16 protein-coding genes and 1 pseudogene are annotated in these 17270 nt (G+C 74.0%); 10 read left to right on the forward strand and 7 right to left on the reverse strand.

All coding sequences use genetic code 11. The annotated features are described in order from the left end of the window. Window positions 1-100: pseudogene (locus tag ACF08F_RS03355) on the forward strand (IS481 family transposase); the annotation flags it as partial. Window positions 101-214: 114 nt separating this feature from the next. Here ACF08F_RS03355 and ACF08F_RS03360 read toward each other — a convergent pair. Then, window positions 215-1300 carry an amidohydrolase family protein gene (locus tag ACF08F_RS03360; RefSeq protein WP_392296811.1) on the reverse strand — a complete coding sequence of 362 codons (1086 nt, stop codon included), beginning with the start codon at window positions 1298-1300 and terminating at the stop codon, window positions 215-217. A 130-nt stretch (window positions 1301-1430) separates the two neighbouring features. Between ACF08F_RS03360 and ACF08F_RS03365 the strand changes: the two genes are divergently transcribed. Beyond that, window positions 1431-2531, forward strand: coding sequence for a pyridoxal-phosphate-dependent aminotransferase family protein (locus ACF08F_RS03365; RefSeq protein ID WP_392297311.1), 1101 nt, complete (start codon window positions 1431-1433; stop codon window positions 2529-2531). Between the two features lie 60 nt (window positions 2532-2591). On the opposite strand, the gene ACF08F_RS03370 is transcribed toward ACF08F_RS03365, so the two are convergent. Beyond that, window positions 2592-3659 carry an alkene reductase gene (locus tag ACF08F_RS03370; RefSeq protein WP_392296812.1) on the reverse strand — a complete coding sequence of 356 codons (1068 nt, stop codon included), beginning with the start codon at window positions 3657-3659 and terminating at the stop codon, window positions 2592-2594. A gap of 114 nt (window positions 3660-3773) precedes the next feature. On the opposite strand from ACF08F_RS03370, the gene ACF08F_RS03375 reads away from it, so the two are divergent. After that, window positions 3774-4319: a MarR family winged helix-turn-helix transcriptional regulator gene (locus tag ACF08F_RS03375; RefSeq protein ID WP_392296813.1), complete on the forward strand. Its 546-nt coding sequence runs from the start codon at window positions 3774-3776 to the stop codon at window positions 4317-4319. A gap of 209 nt (window positions 4320-4528) precedes the next feature. Here ACF08F_RS03375 and ACF08F_RS03380 read toward each other — a convergent pair whose 3' ends face one another. The 3 genes from ACF08F_RS03380 to ACF08F_RS03390 all read right to left on the reverse strand — a co-directional run bounded on the left by ACF08F_RS03380 (window position 4529) and on the right by ACF08F_RS03390 (window position 7523). Beyond that, window positions 4529-5587, reverse strand: coding sequence for an aminotransferase class V-fold PLP-dependent enzyme (locus ACF08F_RS03380; protein ID WP_392296814.1), 1059 nt, complete (start codon window positions 5585-5587; stop codon window positions 4529-4531). A gap of 191 nt (window positions 5588-5778) precedes the next feature. Continuing rightward, window positions 5779-6489, reverse strand: coding sequence for a DsbA family oxidoreductase (locus ACF08F_RS03385; RefSeq protein WP_392296815.1), 711 nt, complete (start codon window positions 6487-6489; stop codon window positions 5779-5781). Window positions 6490-6566: 77 nt separating this feature from the next. Beyond that, on the reverse strand, window positions 6567-7523 hold the full coding sequence (locus ACF08F_RS03390; protein WP_392296816.1) for a GlxA family transcriptional regulator: 957 nt from the start codon (window positions 7521-7523) through the stop codon (window positions 6567-6569). Window positions 7524-7744: 221 nt separating this feature from the next. On the opposite strand from ACF08F_RS03390, the gene ACF08F_RS03395 reads away from it, so the two are divergent. Beyond that, window positions 7745-9151, forward strand: coding sequence for an MFS transporter (locus ACF08F_RS03395; protein ID WP_392296817.1), 1407 nt, complete (start codon window positions 7745-7747; stop codon window positions 9149-9151). A gap of 48 nt (window positions 9152-9199) precedes the next feature. On the opposite strand, the gene ACF08F_RS03400 is transcribed toward ACF08F_RS03395, so the two are convergent. Further along, window positions 9200-10693, reverse strand: coding sequence for an aldehyde dehydrogenase (NADP(+)) (locus ACF08F_RS03400; RefSeq protein WP_392296818.1), 1494 nt, complete (start codon window positions 10691-10693; stop codon window positions 9200-9202). A gap of 143 nt (window positions 10694-10836) precedes the next feature. On the opposite strand from ACF08F_RS03400, the gene ACF08F_RS03405 reads away from it, so the two are divergent. Continuing rightward, window positions 10837-11607, forward strand: a complete 771-nt coding sequence (locus ACF08F_RS03405; protein WP_055644221.1) for an IclR family transcriptional regulator — start codon at window positions 10837-10839, stop codon at window positions 11605-11607. A gap of 2 nt (window positions 11608-11609) precedes the next feature. Here the strand turns inward: ACF08F_RS03405 and ACF08F_RS03410 are convergent, their stop codons facing one another. Next, entirely contained in the window at window positions 11610-12107 is a 498-nt protein-coding gene (locus ACF08F_RS03410; protein WP_392296819.1) for a cupin domain-containing protein, read from the reverse strand. 164 nt (window positions 12108-12271) lie between these two features. Here ACF08F_RS03410 and ACF08F_RS03415 point away from each other — a divergent pair, with 164 nt between their 5' ends. The 5 genes from ACF08F_RS03415 (at window position 12272) to ACF08F_RS03435 (ending at window position 17242) form a co-directional block, all read left to right on the forward strand. After that, window positions 12272-13237: a hypothetical protein gene (locus ACF08F_RS03415; RefSeq protein ID WP_392296820.1), complete on the forward strand. Its 966-nt coding sequence runs from the start codon at window positions 12272-12274 to the stop codon at window positions 13235-13237. Continuing rightward, entirely contained in the window at window positions 13234-14475 is a 1242-nt protein-coding gene (locus ACF08F_RS03420) for a sensor histidine kinase (RefSeq protein ID WP_392296821.1), read from the forward strand. Before ACF08F_RS03415 ends, ACF08F_RS03420 begins: the two co-directional genes overlap by 4 nt. A 38-nt stretch (window positions 14476-14513) precedes the next feature. Further along, a complete protein-coding gene (locus ACF08F_RS03425) occupies window positions 14514-15128 on the forward strand; it encodes a response regulator (RefSeq protein WP_392297312.1) in 615 nt (204 codons plus the stop codon). Between the two features lie 106 nt (window positions 15129-15234). Continuing rightward, window positions 15235-16695, forward strand: coding sequence for a peptidoglycan D,D-transpeptidase FtsI family protein (locus ACF08F_RS03430; protein WP_392296822.1), 1461 nt, complete (start codon window positions 15235-15237; stop codon window positions 16693-16695). A gap of 160 nt (window positions 16696-16855) precedes the next feature. Beyond that, a complete protein-coding gene (locus ACF08F_RS03435; protein WP_392297313.1) occupies window positions 16856-17242 on the forward strand; it encodes a hypothetical protein in 387 nt (128 codons plus the stop codon). Window positions 17243-17270 lie beyond the last annotated feature (28 nt).

A 17270-nucleotide genomic window follows, 5' to 3' on the forward strand; every position in this document is an offset into this window, starting at 1 on the left:
AGACTTCCTCCACACCTACAACCACCACCGCTGCCACACCGCACTCGACGGACACCCACCCATCACCCGAGTCAACAACCCTGCAGGTCAATACACCTAGGTCCTGTCGTCGAACTCCCGTCGTCCGCCCGCAGGGCGGGCGGGAGTTCGACGACAGGGTCTAGGAAGGTCCGGCCGACCGGGCCGGACACGGGCCAGGAGGGTCCGCCGGGTCTCAGCCGACCACCCTGCCGTTGACGACGACCCGCCGCGGCGCCGCGAGGACGCGGACGTCCGCGCGCGGGTCCTCGCCGTAGACGACGAGGTCGGCGGGGGCGCCCTCCTCCAGGGAGGGACGGCCCAGCCAGGCCCTGGCCCCCCAGGCCGTGGCCGAGAGCGCGTCGAGCGGCGGGATGCCGGCCTTCGTCAGCTCCTCGACCTCCTCGGCGACGAGCCCGTGGGCGAGGGAGCCGCCCGCGTCGGTGCCGACGAAGACGGGCACGCCCGCGTCGAAGGCGGCGCGGACGGTGTCGTACCGCCGCTCGTGCAGCCGGCGCATATGGGCCGACCAGCGCGGGAACTTCTCCTGGCCGCCGTCGGCGAGATGCGGGAAGGTCGCGATGTTCACCAGGGTCGGGACGATGGCGACGCCCCGCTCGGCGAAGAGCGGGATGGTGTCCTCGGTGAGGCCGGTGGCGTGCTCGATGCAGTCGATCCCCGCCTCGACCAGATCGCGGAGCGAGTCCTCGGCGAAGCAGTGCGCGGTGACGCGGGCGCCGAGCCGGTGCGCCTCGGCGATGGCCGCCTCGACCTCGGGGCGCGGCCAGCAGGCGGTGAGGTCGCCCGCCTCGCGGTCGATCCAGTCGCCGACGAGCTTGACCCAGCCGTCGCCGCGCCGCGCCTCGCGGCCGACGTACGCGACAAGGTCGGCGGGCTCGATCTCGTGGGCGTAGTTGCGGATGTAGCGGCGGGTGCGGGCGATGTGCCGGCCCGCGCGGATGATCTTCGGGAGGTCCTCGCGCTCGTCGATCCAGCGGGTGTCGGAGGGCGAACCGGCGTCCCGGATCAGGAGCGTGCCCGCGTCCCGGTCGGTGAGGGCCTGCTTCTCACTGGTGGCGTCGTCGACCGGGCCGTGCCGGTCGAGGCCGACGTGGCAGTGGGCGTCGACCAGGCCGGGCAGCGCCCAGCCCTCGACGGTCACCGCCTCGACGGCGGGCCGGTCGTAGGTGATCCGCCCGTCGACGCACCAGAGTTCGTCCCGTACGTCCTCAGGGCCGACGAGCACCCGCCCCTTCACATGCAGCACCGCGTGATCGCTCATGTCTGCACTGTACGAGGGCGCGCGCCCCGGCCGGGAGTCCGCCCGTGCCCGGCTCCCGGGGGGCCGCTGGGTACGCTGATCCGGAGCTCCACCCGCACCGCACCGAGTCGAAGAAGGCACCCCCGTGACCGTGACACATCCGCTCCTGGACCTGGCCCCGCTGACCGCCGCGCATTTCGCGTCGATCGAGCGGCGGGTGGCCGCGCTGCTCTCCACGGAGCAGGACGTGGTGATCACCCAGGGCGAGGCGCTCCTTCCGCTGGAGGGGTGCATCCGCAGCGGGGCGCGGGCCGGTTCGACCGCACTGAACATCGTCACCGGTCCGTACGGGCAGACCTTCGGCAACTGGCTGCGGGACTGCGGGGCGACCGTGGTCGACCTGGAGGTGCCCTTCCACACGGCGGTGACGGCCGAGCAGGTCGAGCGGGCGCTCGCCGCGCACCCGGAGATCGACTTCGTGTCGCTCGTGCACGCGGAGGCGGCGACCGGGAACACCAACCCCGTCGCGGAGATCGGCGAGGTCGTCCGGGCGCACGGCGCGCTGTTCTACCTGGACGCGGTGGCGTCGATCGGCGCGGAGCCGGTGCTGCCGGACGCGTGGGGCGTGGACATGTGCATCATCGGCGCGCAGAAGGCGATGGGCGGCCCCGCGGGCGTCTCGGCGGTCTCGGTGAGCGCGCGGGCCTGGGAGCGGTTCGCCGCGAACCCGGCCGCGCCGCGCCGCTCGTACCTCTCCCTCCTGGACTGGAAGGAGCGGTGGATCGACGGCGGCCGGAAGGCGCTGCTGCACGCTCCGGCGCAGCTGGAGATGCTGGCCCTCGAAGCGTGCGTGGAACGGATCGAGGCGGAGGGCCTGGACGCGCTGATGGCCCGGCACGCCTCGGCCGCGGCGGCGACCCGGGCGGGCGCGCTGGCGCTGGGCGGCGGTCTGGAGCCGTACGTGTACGAGGCGAAGGACGCGGCCCCGGTCGCGACGACGCTGCGCGCGCCGGCCGGGGTGGACGCCTCGGAGCTGGTCGCGAAGGCGCTCTCCGCGGATCCGTCGCTGCCGCTGATCGCGGGCGGCGGGGCGCTGGCCAAGGAGATGATCCGGGTCAACCACTACGGCGTGGACGCGACTCCGGGCGCGGTGCAGTCCTCGCTCGCGGCGCTGGGCGCGGCGCTCGGCGAGACGGGCCGCACGGTGGACCTGGAGGGCGCGCGGCGCGCGGTCACGGACGCCTGGAAGTAGGGCGCGGGAGAGGGGCGGGATCCGTGGCCGGGTCCCGCCCCTCTCGCGTACCCGCGTCCGTCACAGCGCGGGGTAGTCCGTGTAGCCGCGGTGGTCGCCGCCGAAGAACGTGGCGGTGTCCGGGGTGTTGTACGGGCCGCCGGCCTTGAGGCGGGCCGGCAGGTCGGGGTTGGCGAGGAACAGCGCCCCGTAGGCGACGAGGTCGGCGGTGCCGTCCTCGATCAGGGCCAGGGCGTCGGGACCGGTCGGGCCCTCGGTGGCCGGGTTGAGGATGAAGGTGCCGGAGAAGGTCTTGCGCAGGGCGAGGGTCAGCTCGCGGACCTCGGGCGCGGGCTCCGTGACGTGCAGGTAGGCGATGCCGACCGGGTCGATCGCGGCGACGAGGGCCGGGTAGATCTCCGCGGTGTCCGTCTCGGCGATGTCGTTGTACGTGTTGGCCGGGGAGATCCGCAGGCCGGTGCGCTCGGGGCCGATCTCGGCGGCGACGGCCTTGACGACCTCGACGGCGAGGCGGATGCGGTTCTCGACCGGGCCGCCCCACTCGTCGGTGCGGTGGTTGGAGCCGGAGGCGAGGAACTGCTGGATCAGGTAGCCGTTGGCGCCGTGGATCTCGACGCCGTCGAAGCCGGCCTCCACCGCGTTGCGGGCGGCGGCGGCGAAGCCGGCGATCGTCTCCCGGATGCCTTCGGCGGTGAGTTCGCGCGGGGCGACGAAGTCGATGAGGCCGGAGCCGGCGAAGAGCTGTCCGGCCGGGGTGACCGGGGAGGGGCCGACGGGGTGGAGGCCGTCGCCGAGGACCTGGGGGTGGCTGATGCGGCCGGCGTGCATCAGCTGGACGAAGATCCGGCCGCCGCGCTCGTGGACGCCGTCGGTGACCTCGCGCCAGGCGGCGATCTGCTCGGCGCTGTGCAGGCCGGGGGTGTTGGGGTAGCCCTGGCCGACGGCGGTCGGCTGGGCGCCCTCGGTGATGATGAGGCCGGCCGAGGCGCGCTGGGCGTAGTACTCGGCGACGAGCGCGGTGGGGGTGCGGCCCTCGGCCTCGGCCCGGCTGCGGGTCATGGGGGCCATGGCGATGCGGTTGGCGAGACGGGTGCCGGCGAGGTCGACGGGGTCGAAGGCAGTGGTCATGGCGGTTCCCTCACATCAATATGTGGTCGGCCAACTAATTGGGCCGTTGTCACTGTAACCCATTCATTGGCCGACCAAGGTAATCTTCTGGGAGAGCCGTCCCGAGGAGTCCCGATGTCCGGAACCACCGACCCCGTCTGTACCGAGCCGCGCGCCACGGCGCGCACCGGCGTCTGCGGCGAACCGCCCACCGCCGCGCGTGGCGGCCCGGTCAGCCACACCCTGGCGCGCGTCGCCCGGATGCACCGGATCGCCATGGGGAGGCGGCTGCGGGAGCTCGGCCTCTACCCGGGCCAGGAACTGATGATGATGCGCCTGTGGGACTGCGGGCCGGTCCGCCAGTCCGAGCTGATCCACTCCCTCGGGCTCGACGCCTCGACGGTGACGAAGATGCTCCAGCGCCTGGAGCAGTGCGGACTCGTCCGCCGGAGCCCGGACCCCGCCGACCGGCGCGCGGTCCTCGTCGAGACGACGGACGAGGGCCTGGCGCTGCGCGCCGGGGTCGAGGGCGCCTGGCAGGGGCTGGAGGAGCTGTCGCTGGGCGGACTCGCCCCGGCCGACCGCGCGGAGCTGGCCCGCCTGCTCGGGCTCGTCGCGGAGAACCTGTACGCGGAGGCGGGCGAGGAGGGCGACTGCCCGAACCTGCCGAAGAGCTGCTGAGGGGCGGGGCGGGAGCCGGGCCCCCGCCCCGGGGGCTCGCTACGGCCCTGCGGTGACCTCGCGGTGGCCTCGCGGGTGACCCTGCGGTCGCCTCGCGGTGGCCTGTCGGGTGACCCTGCGGTCGCCTCGCGGTGGCCTCGCAGGTGACCCTGCGGACACTCACGGTGGCCTCGCGGGTGACCCCGCGGTGGCCTCGCGTGGCCTTGTGGTCAGCCCGCCAGGACGTCCAGGGCCCGGTCGACGTCCGCCGCCGTGTTGTAGAGGTGGAACGAGGCCCGCAGGTTGCCCGCGCGGGCGGAGAGCAGCACCTCCGCGGCGCGCAGCGCGTCCGCGCGGTCGCCGAGGCCGGGGACCGCGACGACCGTCGAGTCGTCCATGACCGGCGCGTGGCCGAGCTCGACGAGTCCGGCGCGGAAGCGGGCCGCGAGCCCCTTGTCGTGGGCCTCGATGCGGTCGATGCCGACCTCTTCGAGCAGCGCGAGCGACTGCGCCGCCCCGTGGTACGAGAAGAAGGCCACGGGCTCGTCGAAGCGGCGCGCGGAGCGGGCCAGTTCGCGGACGGGGCCGTAGCTGTTCACCCACAGCTCCTCGCCCGTGACCCAGTTGGCGTGGATCGGGAGCAGCGAGTCCTGCGCCTCCTCGGTGACCGTGAGGAAGGACGCCCCGCGCGGGCAGAGCAGGTACTTGTAGGCACCGGCGACCGTGTAGTCCCAGTCCCCCGCGTGCAGCGGGAGCCAGCCGGCCGACTGCGTGGCGTCCAGGAGCGTCCGGGCGCCGTGGGCGGCCGCCGCCGCCCGTACCGCCGCGAAGTCGGCCGTCCGGCCGTCCGCGGACTGCACGGCGGAGAACGCGACGAGCGCGGTCTCGGGGCGGACGGACTCGGCGAGCAGCTCCAACGGCACGAAGCGGGTCTTGAGGTCGCCGCGGATCGTGAACGGGGTGATGACGGAGGAGAAGTCACCCTCGGGGAAGAGGATCTCGGAGCCCGAGGGCATCGACTGGGCGATCATTCCGCAGTGCACGGCGACGGAGCTGCCGACGGAGACGCGCTCGTGCGGAACGTGCGCGAGCCGCGCGAAGGCCGCCCTGGCCTCCTCGACGACGTCGAAGCTGCCCGCACCGTCGGAGCGGCCGTCGGCGGTCTCCTCCGCGAGGAGCGTGACTGCCTCGATCGTCCGGCGGGGCAGCAATCCGCAGGCGGAGGTGTTGAGGTAGGTCTTCTTCGGAGCGAACTCGGCGCCGCCGAGCGGCTGGTGCAGGGAATCCATGTGCCCACCCTGGATTCCCCACGATCACCCGTCAATGGCGATTCGACCGTGGGGAATCCCCAAGACGCGCTTATCTCCGCAGGTCAGAGCAAGTACGACCGTCAGACCGGAGGGTTCTCGGACCGTCAGGGACGCGTGGTCACGAACGATCGGACCGGCCCCTGGCCGTCGGGCCCACCGGCCCGGGGCCGTCAGGCGCGCGGGACCTCGCAGCCGTCCGGGCCACAGGCCTCGGCGTCGGCGTCGGCGCCGACCGGCTGGAGGGCGCGGCCCTGCCAGGCCTGCTCCAGGGCCTGCGTGAAGACCTCGGCGGGCTGGCCGCCGGAGACGCCGTAGCGGCGGTCCAGGACGAAGAACGGCACGCTGTTGGCGCCGAGTTCGGCGGCCTCGCGCTCGTCCTCCCGGACGGCCTCGGCGTAGGCGGACTCGTCGGCGAGGACGGCCCGTACCTCGGCCTCGTCGAGGCCGGCCTCGACGCCGAGCACCGCCAGGGTCTCGGTGTCGAAGACGGAGCGCTCCTCCGCGAAGTTGGCGCGGTAGGCCAGGTCGAGCAGCTCGCTCTGGCGGCCGCGCGCCTTGGCGAGGTGGAGCAGCCGGTGGATGTCGAAGGTGTTGCCGTGGTCGCGGCCGTCGGTGCGGTATCCGAGGCCCTCGGCGTGCGCGTTGTCGGCGACGTGCTGCTCCATGGCGCGGGCCTCGTCGAGGGTCCGGCCGTACTTCTTCGCCAGCATCTCCAGGACCGGGCCGGTGTCGCCCTTGGCGCGGTGCGGGTCGAGCTCGAAGGAGCGGTGGACGACCTCGACGTCGTCGCGGTGCGCGAACGCCGCCAGGCCCTTCTCGAAGCGGGCCTTGCCTACGTAACACCAGGGGCAAGCGATGTCCGACCAGATTTCGACGCGCATGTGAGGGATCTCCGAGGGGGTTGCCTGTACGGGTGTTCGTCGGCGGAAACGCCGCCGCCGGTCCGGTTCATTCCGTTTCAACCGCCGGTGTGAGGCGGAGCACCCGCCGTCACGCGGCTGAACGACGCCCGGTACGCGCTCGGGGTGAGGCCCGTGCGCCGCAGCAGGTGCTGCCGCAGCGAGTCCCCCGTACCGAGGCCGCTCGCCCCGGCCACCCGCTCCATGCCGAGCGAGGTGGTCTCCAGGAGCTCCTTGGCCCGCTCGACGCGCTGGTGGAGCAGCCACTGGAGCGGGCTGACCCCGGTCTCGGCGTGGAAGCGGCGGGAAAGGGTGCGGACGGAGGTCCCGGCGTGCCGGGCGAGGTCGGTGAGCGTGAGCGGCTCGTCGAGGCGGCCCATGGCCCACGCGCGCGTGTCGGCGAAGGAGACGCCGCGCTCGGGCGGCAGCGGGGTCTCGGTGAACTGGGCCTGGCCGCCGGGCCGTACGGGCGCGACGAGGGCGAGGCGGGCGACGGTGTTGGCGACGGCGGCGCCGTGGTCCGTGCGGATGACGTGGAGGCAGAGGTCGATGCCCGCCGCGTATCCGGAGGAGGTGAGGAGGGGGCCGTCCTGGACGAAGAGGACGTCGTCCTGGAGGTCGACGGCCGGGTGCCGCTCGGCGAGCAGCTCCCGGTACGCCCAGTAGGTCGTCGCCGCCCGGCCGTCGAGCAGTCCGGCCTCGGCGAGCGCGAAGGCGCCGGTGCAGATGGAGGCGATCCGCCTGCCCGCGGCGGCGGCGCGGCGCAGCGCGTCGAGGATGCGGGGGTCGGGGTCCGTGTACGAGCCGCTGCCCGCGAGGACCACGGTGTCGGCGGCGTCCACGGCGTCGAGGCCGTGCGGGACGAGCAGGTCGAGGCCGCCTGTGGTGGCGACGGGGCCGGGGTCGGGGGTGCAGACGACGGTCTCGTACCCCGGGCGCCCGTCGAGCTCGACCTTCCCGAACAGCATCTCGGGAATGGCCAGGTTGAAGAGGGACACGGGCGGGGCGGCGATCACGGCGACCCGCCGGACGGGCGGAACGCGGGACGGGAGACCGGACGGGGCATCGGACGTGACGCGCGACCGGACACCGGGTGGGGCATCGGACGGAGCACGCGACGGGACGCGGGACGGGACACCGGACGGGACGCGGGACGGGGCCGGCATGGCCAGAACCTCCGGGCATATGGCATTCGGGCCACTACTCTACGTCCGCGCCGGTCACCAGAGTGGTGGGCATGTCATCGCCCGAACTCACCGCAGCCCCCGACGTCCCCCACGTCACCCGGACCTGTCCCTCCTCCTCCCCTTCCCCCTCCCCCGCCCCGGCGCTGGCCGCCGCGACGCTCGGCTTCGCGCTCATCACCCTGGACACCTCGGTGGTCAACGTCGCCCTGCCGGCGATCGGCGCCGACCTGGGCACGGGCATGACCGGCCTGCAGTGGGTGGTCGACGCGTACACGCTGGTCTTCGCCGCGCTCCTGCTGTCCAGCGGGGCGCTCGCCGACCGGTTCGGGGCGGGCCGGGCGTACGGCGTCGGGGTCGTCGTCTTCACCCTCGCCTCGGCCGCCTGCGGTCTCGCCCCCGGCCTCCCCTCGCTGCTCGCCGCCCGGGCGGTGCAGGGCGCGGCGGCGGCCGTGATGCTGCCGGCCTCGCTCGCCCTGGTGCGCGAGGCGTACGGCGACCCCGGGCGGCGGGCCCGGGCGGTCTCGCTGTGGGCGGCGGGCGGGACGGTCGCGGTGGCGCTCGGGCCCGTCGCGGGCGGAGCCCTGACGACGGCCTGGAGCTGGCGCGGGATCTTCTTCGTCAACCTGCCGCTCGGGCTCCTCGCCCTTGCGCTGCTGACCCGGGTGGCGCGCTCGGAGCGGCGGCCCGCGCCGCTCGACCTGCCGGGGCAGCTGACGGCGGCGGCCGCGGTCGGGGCGCTGACGTTCGCGGCCATCGAAGGCGGTGCGGAGGCCTGGTGGGCGCTGGGTGTCGCGGCCGTCTCGCTGGCGGCCTTCCTGCTGATCGAGGCGCGGCGGCGCCATCCGATGGTGCCGCTGGGGCTGTTCCGGAACACGACGGTGGCGGTGGCGGTGACGGCGGGCGCCGCGAACAGTGTGGCCTTCTACGGGATGATCTTCGTCTTCAGTCTCTTCTTCCAGCAGGTGCTCGGCCTCTCGGCGCTGGACGCGGGGCTGATGTTCCTGCCGATGACGGGGCTGCTCGCCGGCGTGAACCTCCTGTCGGCGAAGGCCGCGGCCCGGTACGGGGCGAGGATGCCGATCGTGGTGGGCCAGGCGGTCGCGGTGGTCGGCCTGCTCGGCCTGCTCGTGGTGGACGCGGACACCTCGCTGGTGGCGCAGGCCCTGCTGCTCGTCCCGCTGGCCCTGGGCGCGGGTTTCTCGCTGCCGCCGCTGATCGCCTCGATGATGGAGGCGGTGCCGGCCGAACGCGCGGGCACGGCGGCGGGCCTGCTCAACGCGATCCGGCAGACGGCGGGCGCACTCGCCATCGCGGTCTTCGGTTCACTGGCGGCCCGGGACACGGCCGGCATGGCGACGGCCCTGCGGACGAGCCTGCTGATCTGCGCGGGGCTGATGACCCTGACGACACTGGCGTCACTGCGCCTGCCGGGCCGCGGAAGCCCCGGGCGCCGGTGATCGGCCGGGACCTTCGCCAGGCCCGGCCGATCACGCTCCGGCGCGGGGTCAGCGCCTCGGCACTCCCAGCGGGTTGCCGTCGCGGAGCTCCGGCGGGAGGAGGTGGCCGGGGGTCGACTGGTAGGTGACCGGGCGGAGCCAGCGCTCGATCGCGGTCGCGCCGACCGAGGTGGAGGTGGAGGTGGTGGCCGGGTAGGGGCCGCCGTGGTGCTGGGCCGCTGCGACGGCGACCCCGGTGGGCCAGCCGTTGACGAGGACGCGGCCCGCGAGCGGGGTGAGTTCGGCGAGGAGCGGCGCCGCGGCCTCGTCCTCCTCCGCGCTGTGCAGGGTGGCGGTGAGGTTGCCCGGCAGCAGGCCGAGGACGGTGGTGGCCTCCTCCTGCGAGGAGTAGCGGGCGACGACGGTGACGGGTCCGAAACACTCCTCCAGGAGGAGGCCGTGGCCGCCCCCGGTGAGCCGGTCGGCGTCGACGGCGAGGACGCCGGCGCTGACCGTGTGCTCGCCGCCCGCGCCCGGCGTGACCGGCGACCGCACCCCGTCGAGGGCGCCGCGCTCGGCGACCCCGGTGACGAAGGCGTCCCGCATGCGGTGGTCGAGCATCACGGCCGGCTCGGTCTCGCTGACCCCGGCGGTGAGCGCGGCGAGGAAGCGGTCGCCCGCCTCGCCCCGGGGCGCCAGGACGAATCCGGGCTTGGTGCAGAACTGGCCCGCGCCCAGGGTCATGGAGGCGGCCAGGCCGGCCCCGAGCTCCTCGGCGCGCTGCTCGGCGGCGGCCTGGGTGATCACGACCGGGTTGAGGGAGCCGAGTTCGCCGTGGAAGGGGATGGGTGCGGGGCGGGCGGCGGCGGCGTCGAAGAGCGCCCGGCCGCCGCGTACGGAGCCGGTGAAGCCCGCCGCCGCGACGAGCGGGTGGCGTACGAGCTCCACGCCCGCGTCGAAGCCGTGGACGAGGACGAGGACGTCCTCGGGGAGGCCCTCCTTGGCCGCGGCCCGGCGCAGCAGCGCGGCGCAGAGTTCGGAGGTGGCCGGGTGGTCGGGGTGGGCCTTGACCACCACGGGGCAGCCGGCCGCGAGGGCGCTCGCGGTGTCGCCGCCGGGGACGGAGAAGGCGAGCGGGAAGTTGCTCGCGGCGTAGACGGCGACGACGCCGAGCGGGATCTTCCAGCGGCGCAGGTCGGCGCGGGGCGGGGTGGCGTCCGGGTCGGGGAGGTCGATCCGGACGTCGAGGAAGGAACCCTCCGCGACGACCTCGGCGAAGCTCCGCAACTGGGCGGTGGTGCGGGCGAGTTCGCCGCTGAGGCGGACGGGTCCCAGGGCCGTCTCGGCGTCGGCCGCCTCGATGACGTGGTCGCGCGCCGCGTCGAGAAGGTCGGCCGCGGTACGGAGGAAGGCGGCCCGCACCGTGCGGTCGGCGAGCGCCGACCGGGCGCCGTGCGCCGCCCTGACCGCGCGGTCGACCTCCTCCGCTGTGGCCTCCACCGCAACCTGCTCGCGCGGCTTCCCCGTCCGGGGGTCCACACTCCACACTGGTTCTGCCGCCACCGCCACGCCCCTGTTCGCTATTCTGAACAGCGTTCTCGTAGATGAACGCGTCTGCGGGGGACTCTATTGACGGCCCGACCGTCTCCACAAGGGGCCGGGGCGGGCACCGGGACGACCGGACAACGGAAAAAGGGGCGAGGGTCATGGCGACTGCCGACGCGGGTGGGGCGCAGGTGAAGTCCGCGGTGCGGACCGTGGAGCTGCTGGAGTACTTCGCCGGACGCCCCGGGATGCACTCGCTCGCCGCCGTCCAGGAGGCCGTCGGCTACCCCAAGTCCAGCCTCTACATGCTGCTGCGCACCCTGGTCGAGCTGGGCTGGGTGGAGACGGACGCCACCGGCACGCGGTACGGCATCGGGGTGCGGGCGCTGCTCGTGGGCACCTCGTACATCGACGGCGACGAGGTCGTGGCCGCCGCCCGGCCGACGCTGGACCGGCTCTCCGACGACACCACGGAGACGATCCACCTCGCGCGGCTCGACGGCACCAACGTGGTCTACCTGGCGACCCGTCAGTCCCAGCACTACCTGCGGCCGTTCACCAGGGTCGGGCGCCGGCTGCCCGCGCACTCGACCTCGCTCGGCAAGGCGCTGCTCGCCACCCACACCGACGAGCAGGTGCGCAAGCTGCTCCCGGAGACGCTGCCGGCGCTGACCGAGCACACGATCACCGACCGCGAGGAGCTGATCGAGGAGCTGCGCGTCATCCGCGAGCAGGGCTTCTCGGTGGACCGCGAGGAGAACACGCTCGGGCTGCGCTGCTTCGGCATCGCGATCCCGTACCGGACCCCGGCGCGGGACGCGATCAGCTGCTCGGTGCCGGTGGCGCGGCTCACCCCGGCCCATGAGCAGATGATCAAGGATGCGCTCTTCGACGCGCGGGACCGGCTGACGCTCGCGACCCGCCGCCTCTGACGTCAGCCCCGCTCGGCGAGGGCGGCCTGCCACACCGGGCTGTCCACGTAGTGGTTGTCGTACTGCTCCGAGGACGCCTTGATCTCCTCAAAGCTCGCCTCGCCGCGCATGACCCGGCCGAGCAGACGCAGGTAGTCGAAGCGGGCCATGCCGGGCGTGAAGGCGAAGAGGACGTCGGCCTCGGCGCCGGGGGCCGCCGCGAAGGCGTGCGGGGTGTGCGGCGGGACCAGCAGGAAGTCGCCCTCCTCCAGGACGGTCAGCTCCTCGCCGACGAGGACCTGGAGCGCACCGCCGAGGACGAAGAACATCTCCGAGGCCTTGGTGTGGAAGTGCGCCGGGGCGCCGACCGCGCCCTTCGCGAAGGAGGAGCGGTAGCTCGTGAGCTGCCCGCCGGTCGTGTCCGAGTCGGCGAGGAGCGTCATCACGCTGCTCGGGTCCGCGGTGGTCTCGGCGGTGGCGGCGCGGGTCAGGAGGGGGGCGAAGGTCGCGTTCTCGTTCATGATCACCACTCTAGAGAGCCATTGACCGCCGGGAAGGGGTCAATCGATCACCGGAATCATGGGTCAATTCCGCCGCGGGTCGGAGGGCCTCTCCCCCGCGCGGCGGAGACGGTTCACCACCCCGCAGGACGTGCCCCCGGGGCCCCTCGCGGGAGCGTGGAGCCATGACACCGACCGGGTTCCGACCCTCCCTGCTGCGCCGCGTGCTGCGCGTCCTCGCGATCGTCGCCTGCCTGCCGTACATCTCGCTCAAGGTCGCCTGGGTGGCGGGCGGCGAGCTCGGCATCCCGGCCGGGAGCGAGCTCCTCGAGCACCCGACGCTGCTCGCGGTCGCCAATTCCCTCTCGGTCCTCGCCGACGTCGTCGTGGTCGTCCTCGCCCTGCTGCTCACCCAGGAATGGGGACTGCGGGTACGGGCCTGGCTGCTGGCCTTCCCCATGTGGGCGGCGACCGGACTCCTCACCCCGATCGTGGCCGGGTACCCGGCGCAGCTCGCGGTCGCGCTGTTCACCGGCGACGAGCGGGCCGCCGCCCCCAAGGAGCCCTTCCTGGACGACTGGGTCTTCGCGGTCGTCTACGGCGGCTTCATCCTCCAGGGCCTCACCCTCGGCACCCTCTTCGTCCTGTACGCACGCGACCGCTGGGGCCGCGTCTGGCGCGGCCGGCTCGGCGAGCTGTCCGCCCGCACCTCCGGGCCCGGCGTGCGGGCCGTCGCCCTCGCCGGCGCCGTGGTCGCGCTCCTTCCCGCGGCGGTCCAGCTGATCTGGCTCTCCGGCTCCACCACGGGCCTCTCCGCCCGGCGGGCGGCCGAACGGGACCCGGACTTCTACGTCCTGAGCGCCGTGCACCTCGCCTTCCTCGTCGCCGCCGTCGTCTTCACCCTCCTCCTCGTCCTGCGCCGGCCCACGCGGCTGGGCGTGCGGCCCGTCCTCGCCCTGGCCTGGGTCTCCACCGGCGCGATGGGCTGCTGGGGCGCCTACATGTCGCTCGTCGCGCTCCAGCCCGAGACCGATGTCGCCAAGCAGGTCCCGGCCCTCGCACAGCTGTCCTACGCTGGCCAGATGATCACCGGGTTCCTGCTGGCCGCGTGCGTGGCCTTGTTCCTGCGGCGGCGGAGCGCCGCGGCGTGAGACGGTGCGCGGTCGCCCTGTTCGGGCAGCGGGCCAGGCTGCGCTGGCTCCATCTGGTCCTCGGCGGTGCCCTGTTCATGCCGTACTGGCTCGTCGGCACCGTCTTCCTGGCGGCGTGGCTCGACTCCCCGGGGATGTTCGGGGGCAGCCTGGCCGTGCAGTTCGGGGCGTACGCGGTCGGGCTGCCGCTCGCCGCGGTCACCGCGCTGTTCCCGCTGGCCCGGCCCATGTCGGTGGCCGTGGCGCGGGCGCTGTGCGGGGTTCCGGCGGACCGCCTCGCGGACGGTCCGGCCCGGGGCCGCGCCGCGAAGGCCCGGACGGCCGGCTGGTTCACGCTGCACGTGGGCGTCGGCGCGCTGATCAGCGGGGCGTCCCTGGCCCTGCCCCCGTTCGCGGTCTCGCTGGGGGCGCTGCCGTTCTCGCCGGCCCTGCGGGAGTCGGAGCTCGGCCGGTTCTGGGGGCTCGACCGGCCCTGGCTTCTCTGGCTGGCGCTCCCCGGGGGGCTGCTCATGCTGCTCGCCCTCGCCGCGACCGCCGCCGCGAGCGGGGCGCTGCTCGCCCGGCTGGCGCCCCGGCTGCTCGGGCCGAGCCCGACGGACCGGCTCCTGGCGGCCGAGCGGCGCGCGGCGGAGGCCGAGTCGCGCAACCGGCTCGCCCGCGAGCTGCACGACTCGGTCGGCCACGCCCTCAGCGCGGTGACCCTCCAGGCGGGCGCGGCCCGCCGGATCCTCGACTCGGGCGACGCGGCCGATCTGGAGTTCGTCCGGGAGGCGCTGACCGCGATCGAGGAGACCACCCGGCGCACGGTCGGGGAGCTGGACTGGGTCCTCGGCCTGCTGCGGCGCGGCGGAGAGGTCGAGGAGGGCGCGGGTCCCGGGCTCGACGCCCTGGAGGCGCTCGTGCGCGGCGCCGGACCGCGGGTGGCGCTGACGGTGGACGGGGTGCTCGGCCCCGTACCGGAGGCGCTGTCCCGCGAGGCGTACCGGATCGTCCAGGAAGGGCTGACGAACGCGGCCCGGCACGCGGGCGGCACGCCCGTCACCGTTCGGCTCGACGCCCGTACCGAGGAGTTGGAGATCACCATGGAGAACCCCCTGCCCGAGCGGCCCCCGGTCGCCCGTCCGGACGGCGGGCGCGGCCTGCTCGGGGTCGGCGAGCGGGCCCGGCTGCTCGGCGGCACCGTCGAGGCCGGCCCGGTGGACGGCGTGTGGCGCCTCGCGGTGAGGATCCCCCGGTGAGCGCGGCGATTCGCGTGGTGCTCGCCGACGACGAGCGGATGGTGCGGACGGCCCTGCGGGTCATCCTGGACGCGGAGCCCGATCTGGAGGTCGTCGGCGAGGCCTCGACGGGCGCCGAGGCGGTGTCGGTGGTGCGGGCGGCGCGGCCGGACGTCGTGCTGATGGACGTGCGGATGCCGGAGATCGACGGGATCCGGGCGACCGAGCAGATCCTCGCCGGGATGGCGGAGCCGCCCCGGGTCGTGGTCGTGACGACCTTCGAGAACGACTCCTACGTGTACGACGCGCTGCGCGTCGGCGCGGCCGGCTTCCTGCTGAAGCGGGCGGCGGCGGAGGAGCTGGTGAGCGCGGTCCGGCTGGTCGCCCGGAGCGACTCGCTGCTCTACCCGGCGGCGGTCCGGGGCCTGGCGGCCGAGCACGCCCGGCGCGCTCCGGCCCCCGCTCCCTGGGCGGCCCGGCTCACCGAGCGGGAGGCGGAGGTCCTGCGGCACGTGGCGACGGGCCTGACGAACGCCGAGATCGCCGAGCGGATGGGCGTCGGTCCGGCGACGGTGAAGTCGCACGTGGCGGCGGTCCTGGGGAAGCTCGGCGCCCGGGACCGGACGCAGGCGGTGATCCTGGCGTACGAGTCGGGGTTCGTGCGGACGGGGTGAGGCACCGGTGCGGCCCGGCTGCCGGGACGGACCTGCATGAAGGTTCCCTGAGAAACCGCACACATCCGGAACGTCCGCCACCGGCTTGTTCGTCCCCCTTGGTGCGATGAACAAGACGATCAGGCACACGTCGGTCTTCGTGCTGGTCCTGGTGCTCGCCCTCCTGGGGCGGGCCACCTGGGTGCAGTTCTACGAAGGCCAGGCGCTGGCGGACGACTCGAAGAACCGGCGGAAGACCATCGCGCAGTACGCGCAGCCGCTGGGCAACATCGTCGTGGCCGGTTCGCCGGTCACCGGCTCGAAGAGGACGGAGGGAGGCGATCTCGCGTACAAGCGCACCTACACGGACGGCGAGCTGTACGCGGCGGTCACGGGCTACAGCTCGCAGGCGTACGGCGCCACGCAGCTGGAGGGCATCTACGACGACGTCCTCGACGGCACCGACGACCGGCTGAAGAACCCGGTGGACGCGGTGACGCGCTCGCAGCAGAAGCCCGGGACGGTCGTCACCACGATCGACCCGGACGTGCAGAAGGCCGCGTACGAGGCCCTCGGGAGCAAGAAGGGCGCGGCCGTCGCGGTCGACCCCGCCACCGGCCGGATCCTGGGCATGGTGTCCACCCCCTCGTACGACCCGTCGAAGATCGCCGGGACGGCCGACGGCGCCGCCTGGAAGGAGCTGATGAGCGACGAGGACAAGCCGTTGGTCAACCGGGCCCTGCGCCAGCCGCTCCCGCCCGGCTCCACCTTCAAGCTGGTCGTCGCGGCGGCGGCCCTGGAGGACGGCCTGTACGGCTCGGTCGACACGGCGACGAAGAGCCCCGACCCGTACACCCTGCCGAACACCCGGACCGTGCTCAAGAACGAGAACGCCTCCGCGCCGTGCGAGAACGCCACGATCCGTACCGCGCTCCAGTACTCCTGCAACAACGTCTTCGCCAAGATGGCCGCCGACCTGGGACAGGACAAGGTGAAGGCGACGGCGGAGAAGTTCGGCTTCAACGACGCCGAGCTCGACGTCCCCGTCCGCGCCTACGCGAGCGTCTACCCCTCGGGCATGGACGCGGCGCAGACGGCGCTCACCGGCATCGGGCAGTTCGACGTGACGGCCACCCCGCTCCAGATGGCCATGGTGTCGGCCGCGATCGCCAACGACGGCCTCCTGGCCGCCCCGCACATGGTCTCGGAGGTCGTCGACTCCGACGGCGACGCCCTCACCTCCTTCGACGACGGGGACACCACCCGGATCGTCTCCTCCTCGACGGCGGAGCAGCTGCGGAGCGCCATGCGGACGGTCGTGGAGAAGGGCACCGGCACGAACGCGGCGATCTCCGGGGCCGAGGTCGGCGGCAAGACGGGCACGGCCCAGCACGGCGAGAACAACAGCAAGACGCCGTACGCCTGGTTCACCTCCTACGCGAAGACCCCCTCCGACGGGAAGCAGCCCGGGAAGCAGGTCGCCGTCGCGGTGATGATCGAGGACTCGGGCGCGGCCCGCTCCGAGGTCAGCGGCAACGGCCTGGCGGCCCCCGTGGCGCAGAAGATGATGGCCGCGGCGCTGAAGTGACGTGGGACGGGGGCCCGATTGGCTCTGGGCCCCCGTCACACGATATGCAAGGTCACGCTCGCCCGTCCGAGCACGCATTCGAACGCCATCGAGTCGCTGACCCTGCTTCCCCTCGCGGAGGACCGCCGTGCGCCTGCCCCGTTCCCTGTCCGGCTGGACCATGGCGGTCTTCGGCGTGCTCGCCGCCGCGCTCGGCGTGGTGGGCCTGGTCGCCCCGGACGCCCTGCTCACGGTCATGGGCTTCGCCCCGGTGCCCGAGGGCGAGCGGGCGGACGGCGACCACACCCTGGTCTTCCTGACGGCCTCCTCGATGGCCGCGCTCAACATGGGCGTCTACTACGTCCTGGCCGCGCTCGCCGACTGGAAGCCCTTCTTCCGTTGGACGGTCCCCTTCCGCCTCCTCACCTGCGCGGTCTTCACCCTCGCCGTCGTCACGGGCCGCGCCCCGGCCGGCTTCCTCGGCGTGGGCCTCTGGGAAGGGCTCGGCGCCGTGGTGACGGGGGCGGCGCTGCGGTACGAGGGGCGGGCCGCCGCGGCGACGGAATAGGGCAGGTGCCCGATCCGTCGGGGCCTCC

Source organism: Streptomyces sp. NPDC015130, from assembly GCF_043080005.1.
In the GTDB taxonomy this organism is placed as follows: Bacteria; Actinomycetota; Actinomycetes; order Streptomycetales; family Streptomycetaceae; genus Streptomyces.

Bases quoted from the DNA above. Each gene is read 5' to 3' on its own strand.
- ACF08F_RS03370 (WP_392296812.1), bottom strand. From the start codon at position 3,659: ATGACCACTGCCTTCGACCCCGTCGACCTCGCCGGCACCCGTCTCGCC.
- ACF08F_RS03395 (WP_392296817.1), top strand. From the start codon at position 7,745: ATGTCATCGCCCGAACTCACCGCAGCCCCCGACGTCCCCCACGTCACC.
- ACF08F_RS03410 (WP_392296819.1), bottom strand. From the start codon at position 12,107: ATGAACGAGAACGCGACCTTCGCCCCCCTCCTGACCCGCGCCGCCACC.
- ACF08F_RS03425 (WP_392297312.1), top strand. From the start codon at position 14,514: ATGGTGCGGACGGCCCTGCGGGTCATCCTGGACGCGGAGCCCGATCTG.
- ACF08F_RS03385 (WP_392296815.1), bottom strand. From the start codon at position 6,489: ATGCGCGTCGAAATCTGGTCGGACATCGCTTGCCCCTGGTGTTACGTA.
- ACF08F_RS03375 (WP_392296813.1), top strand. From the start codon at position 3,774: ATGTCCGGAACCACCGACCCCGTCTGTACCGAGCCGCGCGCCACGGCG.
- ACF08F_RS03360 (WP_392296811.1), bottom strand. From the start codon at position 1,300: ATGAGCGATCACGCGGTGCTGCATGTGAAGGGGCGGGTGCTCGTCGGC.
- ACF08F_RS03435 (WP_392297313.1), top strand. From the start codon at position 16,856: ATGGCGGTCTTCGGCGTGCTCGCCGCCGCGCTCGGCGTGGTGGGCCTG.
- ACF08F_RS03380 (WP_392296814.1), bottom strand. From the start codon at position 5,587: ATGGATTCCCTGCACCAGCCGCTCGGCGGCGCCGAGTTCGCTCCGAAG.
- ACF08F_RS03405 (WP_055644221.1), top strand. From the start codon at position 10,837: ATGGCGACTGCCGACGCGGGTGGGGCGCAGGTGAAGTCCGCGGTGCGG.
- ACF08F_RS03430 (WP_392296822.1), top strand. From the start codon at position 15,235: ATGAACAAGACGATCAGGCACACGTCGGTCTTCGTGCTGGTCCTGGTG.
- ACF08F_RS03415 (WP_392296820.1), top strand. From the start codon at position 12,272: ATGACACCGACCGGGTTCCGACCCTCCCTGCTGCGCCGCGTGCTGCGC.